General features: G+C 53.8%; 12 protein-coding genes. 6 read left to right on the top strand and 6 right to left on the bottom strand.

Annotation, left to right across the window (positions count from 1 at the left end):
- Positions 1-21: 21 nt before the first annotated feature.
- From tkt to SPV1_RS11930, 3 genes are all read right to left on the bottom strand, one after another.
- A complete protein-coding gene (gene tkt / locus SPV1_RS11940) occupies positions 22-2,010 on the bottom strand; it encodes a transketolase (RefSeq protein ID WP_009851475.1) in 1,989 nt (662 codons plus the stop codon).
- A 119-nt stretch (positions 2,011-2,129) separates the two neighbouring features.
- Positions 2,130-3,083 carry a class II fructose-bisphosphatase gene (gene glpX / locus SPV1_RS11935; RefSeq protein ID WP_009851474.1) on the bottom strand — a complete coding sequence of 318 codons (954 nt, stop codon included), beginning with the start codon at positions 3,081-3,083 and terminating at the stop codon, positions 2,130-2,132.
- Positions 3,084-3,203: 120 nt separating this feature from the next.
- The gene (locus tag SPV1_RS11930; RefSeq protein ID WP_009851473.1) at positions 3,204-4,010 is read right to left on the bottom strand and encodes an inositol monophosphatase family protein; all 807 of its coding nucleotides are present in this window, start codon (positions 4,008-4,010) and stop codon (positions 3,204-3,206) included.
- Positions 4,011-4,268: 258 nt separating this feature from the next.
- Between SPV1_RS11930 and carA the strand changes: the two genes are divergently transcribed.
- The 4 genes from carA to SPV1_RS11910 all read left to right on the top strand — a co-directional run bounded on the left by carA (position 4,269) and on the right by SPV1_RS11910 (position 8,225).
- Positions 4,269-5,393, top strand: a complete 1,125-nt coding sequence (gene carA, locus SPV1_RS11925) for a glutamine-hydrolyzing carbamoyl-phosphate synthase small subunit (protein WP_009851472.1) — start codon at positions 4,269-4,271, stop codon at positions 5,391-5,393.
- Positions 5,394-5,986: 593 nt separating this feature from the next.
- Entirely contained in the window at positions 5,987-7,189 is a 1,203-nt protein-coding gene (locus tag SPV1_RS11920; protein WP_009851471.1) for a hypothetical protein, read from the top strand.
- Positions 7,190-7,384: 195 nt separating this feature from the next.
- Positions 7,385-7,663: a hypothetical protein gene (locus tag SPV1_RS11915; RefSeq protein ID WP_009851469.1), complete on the top strand. Its 279-nt coding sequence runs from the start codon at positions 7,385-7,387 to the stop codon at positions 7,661-7,663.
- Positions 7,664-7,733: 70 nt separating this feature from the next.
- Positions 7,734-8,225, top strand: a complete 492-nt coding sequence (locus SPV1_RS11910; RefSeq protein WP_009851468.1) for an asparaginase domain-containing protein — start codon at positions 7,734-7,736, stop codon at positions 8,223-8,225.
- Positions 8,226-8,487: 262 nt separating this feature from the next.
- On the opposite strand, the gene SPV1_RS11905 is transcribed toward SPV1_RS11910, so the two are convergent.
- The 3 genes from SPV1_RS11905 to SPV1_RS14030 form a co-directional block, all read right to left on the bottom strand.
- Positions 8,488-9,762, bottom strand: a complete 1,275-nt coding sequence (locus SPV1_RS11905; protein ID WP_009851467.1) for an O-acetylhomoserine aminocarboxypropyltransferase/cysteine synthase family protein — start codon at positions 9,760-9,762, stop codon at positions 8,488-8,490.
- Positions 9,763-9,830: 68 nt separating this feature from the next.
- Positions 9,831-10,862, bottom strand: coding sequence for a homoserine O-succinyltransferase MetA (gene metA, locus SPV1_RS11900; RefSeq protein WP_009851466.1), 1,032 nt, complete (start codon positions 10,860-10,862; stop codon positions 9,831-9,833).
- 89 nt (positions 10,863-10,951) lie between these two features.
- On the bottom strand, positions 10,952-11,509 hold the full coding sequence (locus tag SPV1_RS14030) for a GNAT family N-acetyltransferase (protein ID WP_009851465.1): 558 nt from the start codon (positions 11,507-11,509) through the stop codon (positions 10,952-10,954).
- Between the two features lie 321 nt (positions 11,510-11,830).
- Here SPV1_RS14030 and SPV1_RS11890 point away from each other — a divergent pair, with 321 nt between their 5' ends.
- The gene (locus SPV1_RS11890) at positions 11,831-13,528 is read left to right on the top strand and encodes a cation:proton antiporter domain-containing protein (protein ID WP_009851463.1); all 1,698 of its coding nucleotides are present in this window, start codon (positions 11,831-11,833) and stop codon (positions 13,526-13,528) included.
- 194 nt (positions 13,529-13,722) lie between these two features.
- A complete protein-coding gene (gene hrpB / locus SPV1_RS11885) occupies positions 13,723-16,308 on the top strand; it encodes an ATP-dependent helicase HrpB (RefSeq protein WP_009851462.1) in 2,586 nt (861 codons plus the stop codon).
- Positions 16,309-16,612: the final 304 nt, after the last annotated feature.

The raw sequence follows: 16,612 nt of genomic DNA, 5'->3' as shown, positions 1-16,612 counted from the left end.
CTCTTTCCGTATTTATATGATTTAAGCTATTTCGTTTACTGCCGCGATAACTGCGTCAGTGGTGATGCCGAACAGCTTGAACAGTTCACCGGCAGGAGCCGACTCACCGAAGGTGTCGATACCGATCACCTTGCCGTTCAGGCCGACATATTTGGCCCAGAAGCCGGTAACACCGGCTTCAACAGCCACGCGTGCAGAGACAGATGCCGGCAGTACCGACTCTCTGTACGCAGCATCCTGCTTGTCGAATGTGTTGGTCGATGGCATGGAAACCACGCGAACCTTCTTGTCTGTCAGTGCAGCTGCAGCTTCCATAGCCAGTGACACTTCGGAACCTGTTGCAATAATAATTGCATCCGGTGTGCCTGCGCAGTCTTTCAGGATATAACCGCCACGCTCGATCAGTTTGATCTGCTCAGCCGTACGTGCCTGATGTGCCAGGTTCTGACGGGAGAAGATCAGTGAGGTCGGACCGGTTACATTCGTGATCGCTGCCTTCCATGACACAGCGGATTCAACCGCATCACAAGGGCGCCATACATCCATGTTCGGGATCATGCGCAGGGTTGCAGTCTGCTCTACAGGCTGATGGGTCGGGCCGTCTTCACCAAGACCGATAGAGTCATGGGTGAATACTTCGATATGACGAACCTTCATCAATGCAGCCATGCGCAGTGCATTGCGTGCATATTCGGAGAACATCAGGAAGGTAGCGCCGTAAGGTACGAAGCCGCCATGCAGGGCGATGCCGTTGATCATGGCAGCCATGCCGAATTCACGTACACCGTAGTTGACGTAGTTGCCGTCATCATTGTTGGTGACCGGTTTCGCGCCGGACCACAGGGTCAGGTTGGAGCCGGCCAGGTCGGCTGAGCCGCCCAGGAATTCAGGCGTGATCTTGGCCAGACCTTCAATGGCATTCTGTGAAGCCTTACGGGAAGCGATGGTTTCAGCTTTCGCATCAACTGCTGCAATGAATGCATCGGCATCAGCTTCCCAGTTTGCGGCCAGCTCGTTGTTAATACGACGGGTGAACTCGGCTGCTTCGGCAGGGAACTCGGCTGCGTAGGCGGCAAAGCGGGCGTCCCAGTCGGATTCTGCGGCAGCGCCGGCATCCTTGGCATCCCATCCTGCGTAGACATCTTCAGGAATAACAAACGGCTCATATTCCCAGCCCAGTTCCTTGCGAACCAGAGCAATCTCTTCGTGACCGAGGGCTGCGCCATGGCAGTCATGGGAACCGGCCATGTTCGGGGAACCGAAGCCGATAACCGTCTTGCAGCAGATCATGGTAGGCTGATCGCTGTTTGCTTTGGCAGTTTCGATAGCTGCCTTGATCTCGTCTGAATCGTGACCGTTGACGTTGCGGATCACCTGCCAGCCATAAGCTTCGAAGCGGCCCGGGGTATCGTCGGTAAACCAGCCTTCAACATGGCCGTCGATGGAGATGCCATTGTCATCCCAGAATGCAATCAGCTTACCCAGACCCAGTGTACCGGCCAGTGAGCATGCTTCGTGAGAGATGCCTTCCATCAGGCAGCCGTCGCCGAGGAATACATAGGTGTTGTGATCAACAATGGTGTGACCCGGTTTGTTGAACTGGGCAGCCAGTGTCTTTTCTGCCAGTGCCATACCAACGCCGTTGGTGATGCCCTGACCCAGCGGGCCGGTTGTGGTCTCAACGCCCGGTGCATAACCGTACTCCGGGTGACCCGGTGTGCGTGAGTGCAGCTGACGGAACTGTTTCAGATCTTCAATGCCCAGATCGTAACCGGTCAGGTGAAGCAGGGAGTAGATCAGCATGGAGCCGTGTCCGTTGGACAGAATAAAGCGATCGCGATCAGCCCATTTCGGGTTGGTCGGGTTGTGCTTCATGTAGTCGTTCCACAATACCTCGGCGATATCTGCCATGCCCATAGGCGCGCCCGGGTGTCCTGAATTGGCTTTCTGTACAGCGTCCATGGCCAGCGCACGAACGGCGTTAGCCAGATGTCTGCGATTGTTGCTCATATGCTTTTCCCCTTTTAATGGTGGTTCCGATGAACCCTATTTTTTATTACTATAAAATCTAATCACGATTAATTATAAAATCCATAAGCCCGGTTGATGAGGGCGCGCGTGGATTTCGCCTAGACGTGAATTGTAGTCTGTACGTGCCGGATGTTGCCGATGCCGCCGTCAAGGACCACGGTGTCGGTCGTCATGAACTTGCCGTAAGTGTCATGGCCGGTTTTCACATGGCGCACATAGGCGCCGGAAGTCAGGCCGGTGGCAATAAACAGGCAGTCGTCGGAGGTGACCAGCTCATCGCGTGTGATGATGCGTTTGGTGTCGATGCCTTCTTTCTTGCACAGCTCGATCTCAAAATCCTTCTGTGGAGCCATGCGGCCAAACATTTCCGCACCCATGGCGCGAGCTGCACAGGCGGTCACAATGCCTTCAGGCGTGCCGCCGATGCCGAACAGTGCATCAGAGCCCATATTCAGTACTGCCTGGATAGCGCCGTTGACGTCGCCGTCCGTAGCCAGGCGTACTTTGGCGCCTGTAGCATAGACCTCTTTCATCATTTGCTGATGGCGAGGTTTGTCGAGGATGAAGATCTTCAACTCGGCAACGTCTTTGCCGAGTGATGCAGCCAGCTGCTTCAGGCGGTCTGCAATCGGTGCTTCCGGGTCAATCCGGCCGCGCGCGGCTTTAGGATAGACCTGCTTGTCCATATAGAAGCAGGAGCCGGGACGGTACATAGAGCCGGCAGGTGCTGCCGCCAGCGTTACGATGGAGCCGGGCATATCTTTGGCGAACAGGTTGGTTCCCTCAATCGGGTCCACGGCGATATCCACGCCGATGCCTTCGCCGGTGCCGACCTTCTCATCGTCATACAGAGCAGGAGCCTCGTCCTTGGCGCCTTCGCCAATAACAATCACGCCATTCATCTTGACCTGGTTGATGCGGGTACGCATGGCGTCAACAGCCAGCCCGTCACCCTCATCTTTCTGGCCTGAACCAACGAACGGGGCACAGGCGCGCGCCGCCGCCTCGCATACTTCTACCAGGTCAATCTTCAGATTGCTAACGTTGCCCATTGGACTATCCCCTCCCTTTAAGTGGTGCACACTTTAAAGGTCATTTAATCAATTGCAGCCGCATCCTAGCGGCTTTGGCAGCAGAAATCGACCACGAACAAGTTGTGACAAAAAAAATCTTTATTTTTCCAGCCTTGCCCGTGTCAGTTGCTGTATCAATGATGCGTGCAGTGCGTTGTTGCAGGCTGCCAGTATGGGGGAAGAGAGCCGGGTGGTGGGGAAAAGATCCTCAGGCGTGAAGTCACTGACGATGCAGCCGGCTTCAGCCGCGATCAGGCTGCCGGCAGCAAAGTCCCATATTTTTTCCTTGCCGTGGATAATGAACTGGCCGCGTCCGACCGCCAGCCAGGCCCATTCCAGAGCGCATGTGCCGATATTTCGCTGGCTGCGATAGAATGGGTTGGCGGCAATATGGCTGGCAACAGCAGGGGGAAGGCGCTTGAAGTCGATAAATCCAACCGATTCAGGCAATGTGCTTACATCGGATGACTGAACAGGTTTGCCATTGAGAAACGCGCCCTGATTGCGTATCGCAGTAAATGTTTCCTGTCTGATCGGATCATGAATACAGGCGATGGAGGGCGACCCCTGTTCGATCAGAGCCAGAGATATGGCGAAACAGGGCAGGTAGGTGGCAAAGTTGGTTGTGCCGTCGAGCGGGTCAAGACACCAGAGACGTTCACTACTCTCTCCAAGCAGTGAGAGTTGTTCGCTCTCGCTCATCTCTTCGCCAAGCATGGCAATCGATGCATCCAGTTGTTGCAGGCGCTCTGTAATAAAAGCCTGGCAGGCGAGATCGGTTGCGGTGAGCACAGAGCCGTCGAGCTTTGTTTCCGATTGCACGGCCTGAGCAAACGCAGGTATGATAATTTCGCGTCCGGCCTGTTGAAGGATATCCGTCAAATCCTGCATGTCGATATGCGCCATGTGCTCTCCTGATATAAAATACTGCAAGGGGAAGACTTTAACCATAAAGGCGGGAAGGTACAAAGTCGGGCTGTCGTTCGCTTACGTGCAGACAACGCATTTTCCGTAACCGGCAAGCGCGCTGTGAAACCGCGCTTTACCGCGTGCTGTTTGTCGTATTATCTCTTTGTAATTAAACCGCCTCTGCTTTTGTAACTCGACTTTATGCGCATGATTTCGTAATCTCCGCGCCGTTCTATATGAGAGGTGCGTGCAGCGATGACAGAAGCGATATTGGCATTGGCGGATGGACGAATTTTTCGGGGGCATGCCTTTGGTGCTGTCGGCCATACTGTCGGAGAAGTCTGCTTTAACACCTCGTTAACCGGTTATCAGGAGATACTTACAGATCCCTCCTATACCGATCAGATTATGACCTTCACCTACCCGCATATCGGCAACGTCGGTATCAACGCTGACGATATGGAATCGGCTGATGTGGCTGTGCGCGGCTGCATTGTCAGGGCGCCGGCGCGGATAACCTCGAACTATCGGAGCGAGGGCGATCTGGCTGAGTGGTTGCAGCAACAGGGAATTGTCGGTTTATCCGGTATCGATACGCGAGCGCTGGTGCGTCACCTGCGTGATCACGGCGCGCAGAATGGTGTGATTGCCTCCGATGGCATGTCCGATGCCGATGCACTGGCTATGGCGCGTGCATGGGAAGGGCTGGAAGGACGCGATCTGGTCGGACAGGTCAGCTGCAAACAGGTTTCAGAGTGGCAGCAGGGTAGTTTCCATCTGGATGATGTCAGCTACCATGAGCCGCGCATGAACTCCCACGTCGTCGCATTTGATTTCGGTTGCAAACGTAATATTTTTCACAAGCTGGCTGATCGCGGCATGCAGGTGAGCATTGTGCCTGCCGGCACAACGGCTGCCGAAGTGCTGGCCATGAACCCCGATGGTATTTTCCTTTCCAACGGTCCGGGTGACCCGTCTGCTGTCGGCTATGCCGTGGATACGATTCGTGAGCTCATCGCCGGCGATATCCCGGTCTTCGGCATCTGCATGGGTCATCAGCTGCTCAGTCAGGCACTCGGTCTGTCCACCTTCAAGCTAAAATTCGGTCACCGGGGCGGCAATCATCCGGTCAAGGATGAGACGACCGGCAAGATCGAGATCACCAGTCAGAATCACGGCTTTGCCGTCTCCGACGATGCCGTCCCCGCAGGTGTGGAGATCACACATCGCTCCCTGTTTGATGGCACCGTGGAAGGATTGCGTGTAACCGGCAAGTCTGTCTTTTCGGTGCAGTATCATCCCGAGGCGAGTCCCGGTCCGCATGATTCGGACTATCTCTTCGATCGTTTTGCCGAGATGGTTAACGCCGCACGCGCCTGATACCGGCAAGCATCACGACGGCCCCGTCCATCTCCCTGAGGGAGGGCGGGGCCGTTTTTTTTGTTCATCGCGGAAGTCCGGAAACTAGTGTTAGTAAATATGAACTGATGACGCTTCCTGTCCTGGTATTGATGAGGAGGGAGGTATTTGTTCATTCTTTGTCCGTACAAAGAACGAACCAAGACAAATGGCAGGAGTCATTTGGACGCCTGAACAGGCGGGGCGTAGCCCTGAGGGCCAGGACAGCCCGAATCAAAAACGCCCCATTGTTTTGAACAAGTCCTGCCGCGCGATAGGCTCTATATTGAATTAGTTTGACGCTGTGATTCGGCACATCCATGTGCCTCACCCTTGCGGGCAAGCTAAAGCTCGTCCAAACGGCTCCTGCCTTTTTGTGCCGCAAAAGAAAGGGGGGTGCTCTGCTTTAGCAGAGTAGTATGTAGCTTTAAAAGCATCTATCGCATGCCGGGAATCAAAAAGCTTTCTTCAGCCATATTTTCCGGAATTCCGCGATGAACTTTTTTGTTGATCCGCAATTTCGACGGTTTTCTGCTACACTCTATTCCGGCTCTTGATGAATCGGGGGTAGGGTGATGTCACTTTCAGAAGTTCTCATTTTTGTCGGTGTTTTATCGGTTCCCGTTGCGATGATGCTGGCGCATGATTATCGGGTTGCCGAAGAGCACGGATTATCGATATTCCGTCTGCCAGCCTGTTTTAACCGTTACTGCACGCTGATTGCGCTGACCAGTATCTTTGGCGGCATCTTTTACGTGCTGCTTTTTTTGTTCACCAATGGTTATCTGGATAATGGTCAGTCACTCAACCTGTACGATAAGCATGACTTTTTTATGCCGACCGTGTGCATTTCAACAATAACGATGCTGCTCTTCGGCTATATCCTGCAAGCGGATAATGCCTTTTATCTCTCATCCCTGATGCATGAATCAGCGCCGGCCTCCGTCAAGCGGGATTTGATAATGAGGACATTCAGGTCCGTCAGTATCGGCCAGATTGCGCCGGGTATCCTGTTCCCGCTGTCGATCCCGTTGTGGGCCCTGTACGGAGCCTGGCTGTATAATATATATAACATCGTCATGCGCGCGAGTAATCAGGATTTGATGCCCAGGGTGTTCTTCTTCGGTGCGGTGCGCATGATCATGGCGCTGTTTGTCTCCGTGCTGGTCTATTGTGTGGTGCAGGCGTTCCTGAAGCCCTACCGTACCGGCGATCATGGCGAAACGCTTGTTGTACAGAACAGCAAGGCCGCATATTTGCTGGTGGCGATCGCATTTTTTGCCGGCCTCTTTCCGATGCAGGCCGCGCAGGCCACATGGCAGAGAGTCAAAAGCTCCGGGTATATGGGCGAGCTGTTTTCACCGGCTACCACGCTGTCGATCGAGTACCTGCAGGGCATGAATGTATTTATGCGGGACAGGCTCTTTGAAGAGGGGGTTGTGGATGTTCATCAACTGGCGACGATCGGTAACCGACGGGACCTGCTGTATAGCCGCATCGAAAACCTGATCTCGAAAGAGCAGCTGAGTGACTGGATTGATCAGGCGCAGTTGATGTTGTTTATTTCCGACAGGGATCTGCTGCAGGCGCTGAGAAGCGCAGGCATTCGCGGCAAGCAGCAGCTGGATGAGATGCTCCGCCCGGAAAACAGCGAGCGGTTGCAGCAGCTGGAGGTTAGCCTCACTGGTGAGAAGGATTCGAAGGTGAAGCGCTTTCTCGAGCAATACAGCCTGACGCATGGAACTGCACCGCAGAATAAGCTGGGCAAGCCAGACTGAGACTGCCCCCGGATCAGTTTGACACCGTCACTTCAACATCAAGGTTCGCGGCAGCAGACATTCAGGTTTCAGCTCATAGTATGCACCGGACAAGAAGATTTTTTCCCTGGATTCCATTTTCGCGAAAAGAAATCAGGTTATATAAAGGAGATTCATAGATGGAAATCCAGCTCATGCTGTTACGGAGTCAGGGATATGAAGGGCGTTCAGTGGTTGGCTTTTTTGTGGGGCTGCCTGGCGGCAGGCGCAATGCTGTTCTACTTTGCCAACTGGTTCATGACTCCTGATGGCCCATTGCGCAATGAGTTGCTTCAGGGCGCGGCAATATGGCTGATTTATGGCGGGCCTGCCTGGATTATCCTGCCGGTGGTGTTGTACTTCCGACGTCCATTTCTAAGTCCCATTGAGCGTGCTATCTTGATATGCCCGTTAGCTGTAGCTGCGTGTGCGAGCGTCTTCTTTACACTGCCGTGAGCTGATAATGAACGCGGGCTGACTGACTTATGGTAATCCGTTCGACAGATGCCCACAGGAGCTGACACTTTTGAAACTAAAATTTTTTATCACCGGTGGAACGATCTGTAAGCGCTATAATGAGATCAGCGGCGCACTGGAGTTCCGTGATTCGTTTATTCCGGGCATGCTGGAGCGGGGCAGGTGCAAGCTGGACTACAGCACCGAGCAGCTGATGCTCAAGGACAGCCTGGAGATGAGTGATGAGGATCGGGAAACCATCCTCGCCAGCTGTCTCGCTTGTAAAGAGTCAAAGATCATCATCTCCCATGGCACCGATACCATGGTTGATACCGCACGGGTGCTGGGGCAGCAGCTGGAGAATAAAACGGTTGTGCTGTTCGGGGCGATGATTCCCTATTCGATCAGCAACTCCGATGCGATCTTCAATCTCGGCTGTGCGGTCACCGCCGTGCAGCTATTGGGTGCCGGTGTCTTCGTGGTGATGAACGGCCACATCTTCCGCTGGGATGATGTCAGCAAAAATCGCGGTGAGGGCGTTTTTCAGCGGGCTGATCTTTGAAGCAGTGGAAAACAACTCAATAACTCACGCCTTGTATCTCGTAAACGCAGTCGAATGAGGCCGCATCAGTCTGCGGCAAGTTCTGAGATTCAAGCCTGTGAGTTGAGCACTGGGGTCGAGAATGGCCTCCTCGACTTTATCGAGACAGTCTTGAAAGTATTCTGGGATTCAATCCCTGATGGCGACCGATAAACAAGAATGCCCCCTGCTTTCGCAGAGGGCATTGAATGAATTACGATATCCCCGGTCTTCCGGAAGCTCTTCAGGCAGTTGCTGTGGCTAGCGCCTGATCGATATCGGCAATGATATCGTCGATATGCTCAATACCGATACATAGACGGATCATATCCGGTGTCACGCCGGCAGTTTTCAGCTCACTCTCGGTCAACTGGCGATGCGTGGTGGATGCCGGGTGCGCTGCCAGAGACTTGGTGTCGCCGATATTCACCAGCCGCTTGAACATGCCCAGTGCATCATAGAACTTTTCAGCTACTTCAAAGCCGCCCTTCACGCCAAAGGTGAGCAGTGCCGACGGACGCCCATTGCAGTATTTCTGCGCCAGCGCGTGATACGGCGAATCGGGCAGGCCGGCATACTGTACCCAATTCACAGCCGGGTGATTCTGCAGGTGTTTGGCGACAGCCATGGCATTGTCGCAGTGACGCTCCATACGCAGGGTCAGGGTCTCAATGCCCTGCAGAATCAGGAAGGCGTTCATCGGGCTCAGTGCCGAGCCGGTGTTGCGAAGCGGCACGGTGCGGGCGCGACCGATAAATGCCGCCTCGCCCAGCGCCTCGGTATAGACCACGCCGTGATAGGCTGGTTCCGGCTGATTAAGCATCGGGAAACGCTCGGCATGTTCGGCCCACGGGAATTTGCCCGAATCGACAATCATGCCGCCCAGCGAATTGCCATGACCGCCCATATATTTGGTCAGCGAATAGACCACAATCGCGGCACCATAATCGATCGGACGAATCAGCGAGGGTGCCACGGTGTTATCGACAATCACCGGCACGCCATGCTTGTCGGCCATGGCACAGATCGCCTCCAGATCAACAATATTGCCGGCCGGGTTACCGATCGATTCGCAGTAGATCGCCGAGGTTTTCTCGTCGATCAGCTTCTCCAGCGCCTCAGGGCTGTCGTTTTCGGCAAAGCGGACATCGATGCCCTGACCCGGCAACATGTGGGCAAACAGCGTGTAGGTGCCGCCATAAAGCATCGGCACGGTAACGATATTATTACCGGCTGTGGCAATAGTCTGAATCGCATAGGTAATCGCGGCACTGCCGGCACTGACAGCCAGACCCGCGATGCCGCCGTCGAGTGCGGCCACCCGCTTCTCCAGTACATCGTTGGTCGGGTTCATCATGCGGGTATAGATATTGCCGGGCACGGCCAGGTTGAACAGGTCGGCGCCGTGCTGGGCATTATCGAACTCGTAGGCTACGGTCTGATAGATCGGCACCGCCACCGATTTGGTGGTCGGATCGGTTTCGTAGCCGGCATGGATGGCAATGGTTTCTGTTTTCATGGAACGCTCCTTATAGGTTCGGTGATGGGCTTACGCCTGACTCAGGCGGTATTTTTATAATTCGGGTACTAGGTCGTTGGGCGAAACTGCTCAAGCGATGTGTTTTCATAGACCAGTCCCAGCCAGTTATTGACGATGGACTTGGTCGTATCGCGCCACGTGTTATCCAGCAGAGGCTCGATATGCGCCTCCGGGAATGGCGGTGTTGCAATGCCCTCTCGCATCGCCTTCTGCACATGCAAACGGTGATGCTCGACAATCTCGGCGGCATCTTCACAGAAATAGCTCTCGGGCACGGGCGGATAGTCGGCGCGCTCGCCGCTGATATAGCGGTTCACCTCGCGCTTGTACTCCTTCAGCAGACTGTTGGTGTCGTATTCGGGGTGTCCCTGAAAATAGACCAGACTGTATTGATCGGGGCTGACCGCCATATGTACCCCCGCAACATCGCTCTCGATCAGGATCGTCAGACCCGCCCGCTCAAGCTGCTCCCTGTGGATCGCGTTAAAGCGGGAGTGCGGTACATCGAAGCGGGTATTGATATCGCGCAGCAGCGGATGTTCGTTATGGGTCACACGATGCGGATAAACGCCCCACAGCTTGGCAGGCATCGGTTGCCGCTCGATATTGTAGAGCTGTTTGACCAGTGCATGGGTCGCCAGACACGAGCAGAGCACCGAGGTGACATTCTCCCGGGCCCAGCCGATCACCTCTTTCAATGGCTCCCAGAACGGCTCCTGGTCCAGCGACGGGTTGGAGACATTGGCGCCAGTGACGATCAGGGCATCGAGTCCCATCGTCTTGATCTGCTCGAAGCTGCTGTAATAGCTGTCGATATAGGCTTGCGTCTCTTTGCTGCGTGGCAGCCCTTCGACGGTAAACGGATGCACATAAAACTGGGCGATCTGGTTGCAGCTTCCCACCAGGCGCATGAACTGAATCTCCGTGGCGATCATGGCGGCGTCGGGCATCATATTCAGCAGGCCAACATGCAACTCGCGAATATCCTGATGCAGTGCCTGCTTGTGCGTCAGCACCTTTTCACCGCGTTGACGTAATTTTTCAAATGCAGGCAACGGTGTGTGCTCAACCAACGGCATGAATGCAGCTCCTTCCTTCTTCTCTGCCGACCAGGCAAAAGGTGAAGAGGAACAGTAGTTTATTTTAATCCTGAAAGAAAGGAACCCGGTTACTCGGTGGGGGCATCATGGGCGGCAAGCTCGGCGCACATCAGAACGACGGGGTTGGGCGTCTCACCGATAAAATAGGGTTCGCTGCCGACAATCTCGAAACCGTGGCGGCGATAGAATCGGATCGCACCTTCATTTTTCTGCCATACCCGCAGCCATAATCCACGATGCCCGGCCTTAACAACCCTCGAACAGATTTCACTCAACAGCTTTTCGCCGATTCCCCGGCCATAGTAGCGATGATCAAGGTAGAGGCGCACCAGCTCGATCGGATAGCCTGCCGGAACCATTTCCGGTGTCTCTGTCATGGCGAGTTTGGCATAACCGACGATGCCTGATTCGGTTTCGGCAACCAGATAGACGCTATCGGAGGCTCCGATCTCTTCGGAAATTCGCGATGGCGCAAAGATATCTGCCACATAACCGGCCATGTCCTCCGGCCGCACAATCGCGCCATAGGCGCTGGCAAAGGTAACCCCGCCAAGATGACTGATCGCCTCTGCATCACAGGCTTTTGCCTGACGAACAGTGGTATTGATCGCGCTATTTCTCAACATGGCGGCAATTATAGGTTTCTCGTACCTGCTGCCAATAGATCTTCCACTATTAAAAGTGATTCTGAGTGCCTGCGACCACCGATTCTGGTTACCTTTAAAACAGCCTGTTACTCATGAACAGGAGGCTAAAAACATGACTACTGTTGATCGCGCTTTTTTGAGCAGTCTGATCCCGGGGCAGGGGGGTAACTCATATACCCATGCCTGACCCAGCTGTCTCTATTAAATTACAGAGCGCGTCCGCATTGACTTGCACGCACTTTGCACAATGATGAGCTTATCCGTTCAGGCGCAATAATTGGTGGTAGGGAGGATACGACTATGAGCTTTGATGCCATCCTTTTTTCCGCACTATTCCTGCTCGTTACCGTCTCGATTACCGTGGGCATATCGAAGAAGCTTGGGGTGGGTTCTGTTCTGGGTTTGCTTATTGCCGGTATTATCGTTGGCCCCTACTCACCGGGTCCGGTACTGACCGATCAGGTGGAGAGCCTTCGCCACTTTGCCGAGATTGGTGTGGTGCTACTGCTTTTTCTGATTGGTTTGGAGATGAGGCCTGGCAAGTTATGGACTATGCGCCGGGAGGTCTTCGGCTTAGGCAGTCTGCAGATTGTATTCTCGGGCATCGTCATCGGCGCATATGCATATTGGTCGATGCCTATGTCGGCAGGTGTAGCAATGTTGATTGGCCTTACCCTTGCGCTTTCATCGACAGCTTTTGTCATTCAGATTCTTCAGGAGCGGGGTGAAATCGCCAGTCGTTATGGGACAGCTTCTTTTGCCGTGCTGCTTATGCAGGATCTGGCGGTTATTCCGCTTCTGGCCATTACGCCGCTTTTCTCCGAAGGTGGTGTTTTACCTGATGATATCCCTGTCTGGGAAGAGGTTCTGTTTGTTGCGGGTATGATCGCCGGGGTCGTTGCTGTTGGGAAATACATTGTGCCATATCTACTCTCCCGTTTTGCCCGGGACCGGAATCGGGAAGCATTTGTCTTCACAGTGATGCTCTCGGTCGTCTTTGCCGTCTGGGCTATGGAGCATGCAGGGCTGTCGATGGCTCTGGGTGCATTTCTGATGGGGATGACTCTTTCCGACTCCAGGTACCGTATTCAGATCGAGGCCAATATCGAGCCCTATAAGGGCATCCTGATGAGTCTCTTTTTTGTGGCTGTTGGTATGTCTCTGGATCTTAATATCGTTATGGAGCATCCGTGGACGATCGCCCGGCATGTCTTTGTTATTATGCTGATCAAGATCCTGGTTGTCTTTTTATTGGCACTGACTTTTGGTTTTTCCAGAAGCAATGCCTTTCGTATGTCTTTTCTTCTTTCGCAGAGCGGAGAGTTCGGCTTTGTACTTTTTGGCGCGGCAAGAGTGCTGGGCGTGATCGGCGATGAAATCTTTGCTGTAGGTATTGCCGTGATTTCTATTACCATGCTACTCACGCCGTTTTGTGTGAAGCTGGGCGAGATGATTGCCGCAAAAGCACCTGCAGGGCGTGACTTGATTGGAGAGATTCCCGATGAAGATAATTTCGCACCTGTAGTGATTGCCGGGTTCGGCAGGGTAGGGCAGGTGGTTGCAAATATGCTTGAGCTCAGCCAGATCCCTTATATGGCTTATGACAGTGACCATGATCTTGTTCTGAGAGAGAGGAAAAAGGGCAAGTCTGTTTACTATGGAGATATGAGTGACCCGGCACTGCTTTCGGCCATTGGCCTCGGAAAAGCAAGGCTGGTGATTGTTACGGTTGATTCTCCTCTGCATGCTGTACGGGTAGTTTCACATATCAAGGATATTTATCCGGGGCTGAATGTTTTTGCCAGAGCCAAGGATGTGGATACAAAGCACCTGCTTATTAAATACGGCGCTACATGGGCTATCCCTGAGGCGCTGGAGGCTAGCCTGTTGATGGGCTCAGAAACACTGCTGGCGATGGATATTGATAAAACTACAGTTGATGCGCTGCTGGATGCCTTAAGGAAGGACGATTACAAACTGCTCGTGCCAGAAGAGTAAAGTGCCCCCCAACAAAAGAGTCCCCCTGCTGATGCGATCTTCAATCTCGGCTGTGCAGTCACCGCCGTGCAGCTCTTGAAGTAGGCGGGGCCAAGTCTTGTTTTGCGGATTTCCCTTAAAAAAATAAAGGGACAGTTTGAGCCTGATCTAATCATTGAAAGTGTTTTTGTTTTGACTTAAGTTATCATCTGCGCATGCCGTTGCTTCCCATCCATGATGTTCTGCCGGAGATCAAAGAGAAATTAACCACGCACAATCGTCTGGTACTGCAGGCCCCGCCGGGGGCAGGAAAAACCACCGCTGTACCCATCGCCCTGCTGGGTGAGGGCTGGCTGGGTGACAGACAGATCATCATGCTTGAACCGCGCAGGCTCGCGGCACGCAATGCGGCGGCGCGTATGGCATTTCTGCTCGGTGAGAAGGTTGGTGAAACCGTCGGTTACCAGATTCGTCAGGATAGCTGCGTTAGCGATAAGACAAAGATACTGGTGGTCACCGAAGGCATTTTAACGCGCAAGTTGCAGGCTGACCCGGAACTGACAAACACGGCGCTGGTGATTTTTGATGAATTTCACGAACGCAGCCTGCATGCTGATCTGTCGCTGGCACTCTGTTTGCAGAGCCAGCAGATCCTGCGCGAGGATCTGAAAATACTGGTGATGTCGGCAACACTGCATACCGATGCTGTTGCGAGCCTGCTGCATCACGCACCGATCATTGAGAGTGAAGGTCGCAGCTTTCCTGTTGAGAACAGGTATCTCGATCACGCAATCCGTCAGCGCAACAGTAATCCACAGCAGCAACTGATGATCGACCTGACCAACACGGTCAACACATTCATCCATGAACACGAGGGCAACTGCCTGGTATTTCTGCCCGGTGTCAAAGAGATCAATCAGTTGGCCAGACAGATCAAACAGCTCCTTGATCGCGAATCGATCAGGCACATTGTGATTGCACCGCTACATGGCAGCCTGAAGAAGCAGCAACAGGATCTGGCTATCGCAGCACCTGCCGATAAAGGTATGCGTAAAATTGTGCTGGCCACCAATATTGCAGAAACCAGCATCACCATTGAAGGGATCAGCTGTGTGATTGATTCAGGACTGGAGCGCGTGCTCGATTACAGCCCGGCCTCGGGCATGAACAGGCTTACCACCCGCGCCATTTCACAGGACTCGGCCGTGCAGCGCAGCGGACGCGCCGGAAGGCTCTCCGCCGGCACCTGTTATCGTATGTGGAGCGCGACGCAGCAGTCACGTCTGCTCAAACATGCATCGCCTGAGATCCTGCACAGCGATCTTACTTCGCTGGTGCTGGAGCTGGCCAACTGGGGCGTGACTGATGTTAATGAACTGCAGTGGATGGATTTGCCGCCTCACGGTGCGATAGAGCAGGCAAAAACGCTGCTGCAACAACTCGGCGCAATCGATGGGCTGGGGACCATCACTGCGCACGGTCGCGATATGCTCAGGCTCGGCACGCATCCGCGTCTGGCGCACATGATGCTGGCAGCTGTTAAACTGAATCAGGCTTATCACGCCTGCCTGATTGCCAGCCTGCTCAGCGAGAAAGATATCTTTCTCGCTAATGCAGATAAATCTGCCGACATCCATGACAGGCTGAATGTGCTGCTGCATGGAAAATCAAACCATCACGGCATCGATCACCAGCAGTGTAAACGCATCATGCAGAGCGCCGATGATTTTTTCAGGCGCGTGAAACAGTGCAGCAAAGCAGGCTTAAACAAGGAGCGACCGGATCATCACTATAGCGGCGTACTGCTGGCCTATGCCTATCCCGACAGAATCGCCAAACGCCGCAATCCCAATGAAGCACGTTACCTGCTTAGTAACGGTAAGGGCGCGGTTATTCCGCCCTATATCCAACACCACCTGCATGAATACCTCGTGGTCGCCAATCTGGATGCCAGACAGGGAGAAGCCAGTATCTATCTGGCGGCAGATATCAGCGCCGAACAGCTGCAGACCTGTTTTTCCGGAATCATTGAGCAGGAAGAGCGGGTGGAGTGGAATGACGAGGCACAACGCGTTGAGGTCAAACAGGTCAGCCGCATCGGTAAAATCATGCTGCAGGAATCCACTGTTCATCACAGCGACAGCAGAGAGGCGGTGCAACAGTGTTTGCTGCAGGCCATCAGAGAGCAGGGAGTGGGGTGTCTGAACTGGAGTAGTAAGGCACGCAGCCTGCAACAGCGCGTGCAATTTATTCATCATCATCTGGATAAGAGCGCAGCTGTAAAAAATATGTTTGCCGAGCAGCCGCTGCCCGATTTTTCAGAGCAGGCGCTGAGCGACAGGCTGGAGGATTGGTTGCAGCCTCACTTAAACCATGAGAACAGCCTCAAACAGTGTTTCAATCTGGATCTGCATAGCCTGCTGTTGAATCAGCTCAGCTGGCAACAGCAGCAGCTGATCAAGCAGTTGGCGCCGGAGCGCATCAGCGTGCCCAGCGGCTCCGCGGTCACGATTGATTACAGCGATCCCGAACAACCGGTACTTGCCGTCAGACTGCAGGAGGTGTTTGGTCTGTTTGATACGCCCACGCTGCTAAACGGAGCGTGCAAACTGACGATGCATCTACTCTCACCGGCGCGTAAGCCCATGCAGGTTACGCAGGATTTGAACAGCTTCTGGCAAACCACCTATCACGATGTGAAAAAAGAGCTGCGCGGAAAATACAAACGCCACTACTGGCCGGATGACCCATTCACCGCAGAGGCCACCAGCAAAACCAAAAAACAGATGCATCGTGGTTAACGGGACAGTTTACCTGACTGTTTCACTTTATCTCTCTGTCTGGCTGAACGGTTACAGTGAGTTGGGATGTTTATGATCGATATTCGTACTTTCTTGCGTTCCCAAGAAAGTACCAAAGAAGGGAACCCCGGAACCAGCTTGCCCTGCGGGTCCCCGATCCAGCGTATAAAATCACGGTCGCGCTTACACGCTCCAGCTCGTGATTTTATACTTGTCTCGGCAACCTGCTAGCGGGGGGAACAAGCGGCGCTGTCCCGCCGCGCGATAGGCTCTATATTGAATTAGTTTGACGCTGTGATTCGGC

It is taken from the genome of Mariprofundus ferrooxydans PV-1 (assembly GCF_000153765.1).
GTDB classification, from domain to species: domain Bacteria; phylum Pseudomonadota; class Zetaproteobacteria; order Mariprofundales; family Mariprofundaceae; genus Mariprofundus; species Mariprofundus ferrooxydans.
This window is presented reverse-complemented; position numbering and strand designations above follow the sequence as displayed.

Coding starts and splice junctions, on each gene's coding strand:
- tkt (WP_009851475.1), bottom strand. CDS start 2,010: ATGAGCAACAATCGCAGACATCTGGCTAACGCCGTTCGTGCGCTGGCC.
- glpX (WP_009851474.1), bottom strand. CDS start 3,083: ATGGGCAACGTTAGCAATCTGAAGATTGACCTGGTAGAAGTATGCGAG.
- SPV1_RS11930 (WP_009851473.1), bottom strand. CDS start 4,010: ATGGCGCATATCGACATGCAGGATTTGACGGATATCCTTCAACAGGCC.
- carA (WP_009851472.1), top strand. CDS start 4,269: ATGACAGAAGCGATATTGGCATTGGCGGATGGACGAATTTTTCGGGGG.
- SPV1_RS11920 (WP_009851471.1), top strand. CDS start 5,987: ATGTCACTTTCAGAAGTTCTCATTTTTGTCGGTGTTTTATCGGTTCCC.
- SPV1_RS11915 (WP_009851469.1), top strand. CDS start 7,385: ATGAAGGGCGTTCAGTGGTTGGCTTTTTTGTGGGGCTGCCTGGCGGCA.
- SPV1_RS11905 (WP_009851467.1), bottom strand. CDS start 9,762: ATGAAAACAGAAACCATTGCCATCCATGCCGGCTACGAAACCGATCCG.
- metA (WP_009851466.1), bottom strand. CDS start 10,862: ATGCCGTTGGTTGAGCACACACCGTTGCCTGCATTTGAAAAATTACGT.
- SPV1_RS14030 (WP_009851465.1), bottom strand. CDS start 11,509: ATGTTGAGAAATAGCGCGATCAATACCACTGTTCGTCAGGCAAAAGCC.
- SPV1_RS11890 (WP_009851463.1), top strand. CDS start 11,831: ATGAGCTTTGATGCCATCCTTTTTTCCGCACTATTCCTGCTCGTTACC.
- hrpB (WP_009851462.1), top strand. CDS start 13,723: ATGCCGTTGCTTCCCATCCATGATGTTCTGCCGGAGATCAAAGAGAAA.